This window comes from Streptomyces sp. KLMMK (genome assembly GCF_036961605.1).
In the GTDB taxonomy this organism is placed as follows: domain Bacteria; phylum Actinomycetota; class Actinomycetes; order Streptomycetales; family Streptomycetaceae; genus Streptomyces; species Streptomyces telluris.
This window is the reverse complement of record NZ_JBAMDC010000565.1, coordinates 1-3114: the sequence shown is the minus strand read 5'-3', so window position 1 is coordinate 3114 and position 3114 is coordinate 1. Positions and strand designations below refer to the sequence as shown.

3 protein-coding genes are annotated in these 3114 nt (G+C 73.3%); all 3 read right to left on the bottom strand.

The annotated features are described in order from the left end of the window. A partial coding sequence (locus V7793_RS35575) for a serine/threonine-protein kinase (protein WP_336013814.1) occupies positions 1-871 on the bottom strand: 871 nt, incomplete at its 3' end. Then, complete coding sequence (locus V7793_RS35570; RefSeq protein WP_336013813.1) at positions 853-1779, bottom strand: oxygenase MpaB family protein; 927 nt, start codon at positions 1777-1779, stop codon at positions 853-855. The genes V7793_RS35575 and V7793_RS35570, both read right to left, overlap by 19 nt. A 24-nt stretch (positions 1780-1803) precedes the next feature. After that, positions 1804-2991 carry an acyl-CoA dehydrogenase family protein gene (locus tag V7793_RS35565; RefSeq protein ID WP_336013812.1) on the bottom strand — a complete coding sequence of 396 codons (1188 nt, stop codon included), beginning with the start codon at positions 2989-2991 and terminating at the stop codon, positions 1804-1806. Positions 2992-3114: the final 123 nt, after the last annotated feature.

Here is a 3114-nt window from a genome sequence, read left to right as displayed (position 1 = left end):
GCCGGTCCGGCGGCTCCAGGACGAGCAGGCGCCCGTGGAGGTCGGCGGCGTCGGGAGGGCGGTCGTCGGGGTCCTTGGCGAGCAGGTCGAGGACGATCCGCTCGAAGGCCTCCGGCAGGTCGGGGCGGTGGGTGCGCGGCGGCACGGGCGCGGTGTCCCGGTGGCCGACGAGCACGGCCCAGGCGTCGTCCATGTCGAACGGCGGGGCGCCGGTGGCGATCTCGTACAGCACGCACCCCAGGGAGTACAGGTCGCTGCGGTGGTCGACCGGGCCGCCGCCGATCTGCTCCGGCGACATGTAGTGCGGGGTGCCCATGGCGATGCCGGTGCCGGTGAGGCGGGAGGAGAAGGAGGACGAGTAGGAGAGGGAATCGCCCAGCCGGGCGATGCCGAAGTCGCAGATCTTCACCGTGCCGTCGGCCAGCCGCATGATGTTGGCCGGTTTGAGGTCCCGGTGCACGACGCCCTGGCGGTGGGTGTAGGCGAGGGAGGCGGCGACCTGCTCCGCGATCTCCAGGATGTCGGGGAGGCTGAGCGGCAGGCCGCCGGTGTCCTCCAGGAGCTCGCTGAGGTTGCGGCCGTCGAGGAGCTCCATGACCAGGTAGAGCACGCCCTCGGACTCGCCGAAGTCGTGGATGACGGTGATGCCGCGGTGCTGCAGCGCGGCCGCGACGCGCGCCTCGCGGCGGAAGCGCTCGCGCAGCACCCGCAGGTACGACGGCTCGTGCCGGGGCCCCATGGGTTTGAGGCACTTGACGGCGACCTGCCGGCCGAGCGACTCGTCGAGCGCCCGCCACACTTCGCCCATCCCGCCCCGCCCGATGCGTTCGAGCAGGCGGTACCGCCCTTGGATCAGCCTGGATTCCGCCATCCCGCGCCGCCGCCCCCGTCGATGCCCCGCGCTTCCCCCGGCCCGTCCAGTATGGCGGGCCGTCTGTGCAGGTTGTAGGAGGAGGGACGGCTACCGGGGCCGAGTCTGGCGACGGCGCGGAGGATGTGCTTGGGCGGCAGCTGCCAGCGGAGGTCTGCGGGGACCGTGCGCAGGGCGGCGCCGGCGGCGCGCAGGCGGCGGGTGACGACGTGCGGGGGCGGGGCCTGCCGCCCGTACAGCTCGTGGGCGAAGGGGGGCAGCGCGGCGTACGCGAGGGAGGCCGCCCGCCCCCAGAGGAGCTCGCGGACAGGAACCACCGGAAGGGGGACGGGCGGGCGGCGCAGGAAGGCGTCGACCCCGCGGGCCTCCGGGGTGAGGGCGAGCTCGGGCCGCACCTTCTCGAAGTAGGCGGCCATCCGCCCGGCCGTGTCGGGTACCTCGGCGGGGTCGAGGCCGACGAGCCGGGCGGACTGCCGGTGTTCGGCGTAGTAGGCGTCGGCCTGGGCGTCGCTGAGCGCGATGCCGGAGCGGCGGACGACGTGGAGGTAGGAGTCGACCTCGGCGCAGTGCACCCACAGGAGCAGGCCGGGGTCGTCCACGGGATAGCGCTCGCCGGTGTCCGGGTCGGTGGCGGACAGTCGGCGGTGGATGCCGCGGACGGCCGCTCCCGCGCGCTCGGCGGCCTCGGTGGTGCCGTACGTGGTGGTGCCCACGAAATGCGCGGTGCGCAGCAGGCGGCCCCAGGCGTCCTTGCGGAAGTCGGAGTTCTGCGTGACGCCGCGGACCGCGCGCGGGTGCAGCGCCTGGAGCCACAGGGCGCGCACCCCGGCGATCCACATCATGGGGTCGCCGTGCAGCTGCCAGGTGACCGATGCGGGCCCGAAGAGCCCGGGGTCGGCGTGCGGCATGGGGCACCTCCTGTCGTCGTCAGGTTAGCGGCGCACGCGCGGCATCCCCAGGCCGATCCAGGAGATGATCTCCCGCTGGATCTCGTTGTTGCCGCCGCCGAAGGTGAAGACGACGGCGGCGCGGTAGCCGCGTTCGAGTTCGCCGTGGAGGGCGGCGCCGGCGGAGCCCTCCTTGAGGGGGCCGGCCGCGGCGAGGACCTCCATGAGCCAGGCGTACGCGTCGCGGCGGGTCTCGGAGCCGTAGACCTTGACGGCGGAGGCGTCCTGCGGGGTGAGCGCAGAGCGCTGCAGGGCGTCGACCATCTGCCAGTTGAGCAGCTTCATCGCCTCCAGGCGCAGGTGGGTGCGGGCGAGCCGGGCGCGGACCCAGCCGAGGTCGATGACGCGGCGCCCGTCGGCGAGCTTGGTGGCGGCGGCCCAGCGCCGTACGTCGCGCAGGGCGCCGACGGCCGTGGTGCCGTGGGCGGCGAGGGTGACGCGCTCGTGGTTGAGCTGGGTGGTGATCAGCCGCCAGCCCCCGTTCTCCTCGCCGACGCGGTTGCGGACGGGGACGCGGACGTTGTCGTAGTAGCCGGCGGTGGTGCTGTGGGAGGCGAGGGTGTTGATGGTGGTGCAGGAGTAGCCGGGGGCGCTGGTCGGCACGAGGAGGAGGGTGATGCCCTTGTGCGGCGGTGTGCCGTCCGTGACGGGGGTGGTGCGGACGGCCAGCCAGATCCAGTCGGCGGTGTCGCCGTTGGTGGTCCAGATCTTCTGTCCGTCGACGACGTAGGAGTCGCCGTCGCGCACGGCCCGCGTCGTGAGGGAGGCGAGGTCGGTGCCGGCGCCGGGCTCGCTGTAGCCGATGGCGAAGTCGAGCTCGCCGGAGAGGATCCGGGGCAGGAAGTACGCCTTCTGCTCGTCCGTGCCGAACTGCATGAGGGTGGGGCCGACGGTGTTGAGCGCCATCAGGGGCAGCGGCACGCCCGCCTGCGCGGCCTCGTCGAAGAAGATGAACTGTTCCATCGGGGTCCGGCCGCTGCCCCCGTACTCGACGGGCCAGCCCGTCCCGAGGCGGCCGTCCGCGCCGAGGCGGCGGATCGTGGCGCGGTAGAAGCGCTTCTGCTCGGCCGGGTCGTCGTGGCGGGCGCGGTCGCTGCCCGCGACCAGCCCGGCGAAGTAGTCCCGCAGCTCGGCGCGGAAGCGCCGCTGTTCCGGGGTGTATTCGAGGTCCACGGCCCCTCCAGGGTGCTCGCCGTATGCCGCGCTGACGGCGCACACCGTAGAACCTGTTCCAGAAATTCGGAAGGCGAAGGAAAACAGGGACCTCGCGGGCGTCGGCCCTGCGAGGTCCCTGTT

What these genes read in the sequence shown, in the direction of transcription:
- V7793_RS35570 (WP_336013813.1), bottom strand. Translation starts at nt 1,779, where the DNA reads ATGCCGCACGCCGACCCCGGGCTCTTCGGGCCCGCATCGGTCACCTGG.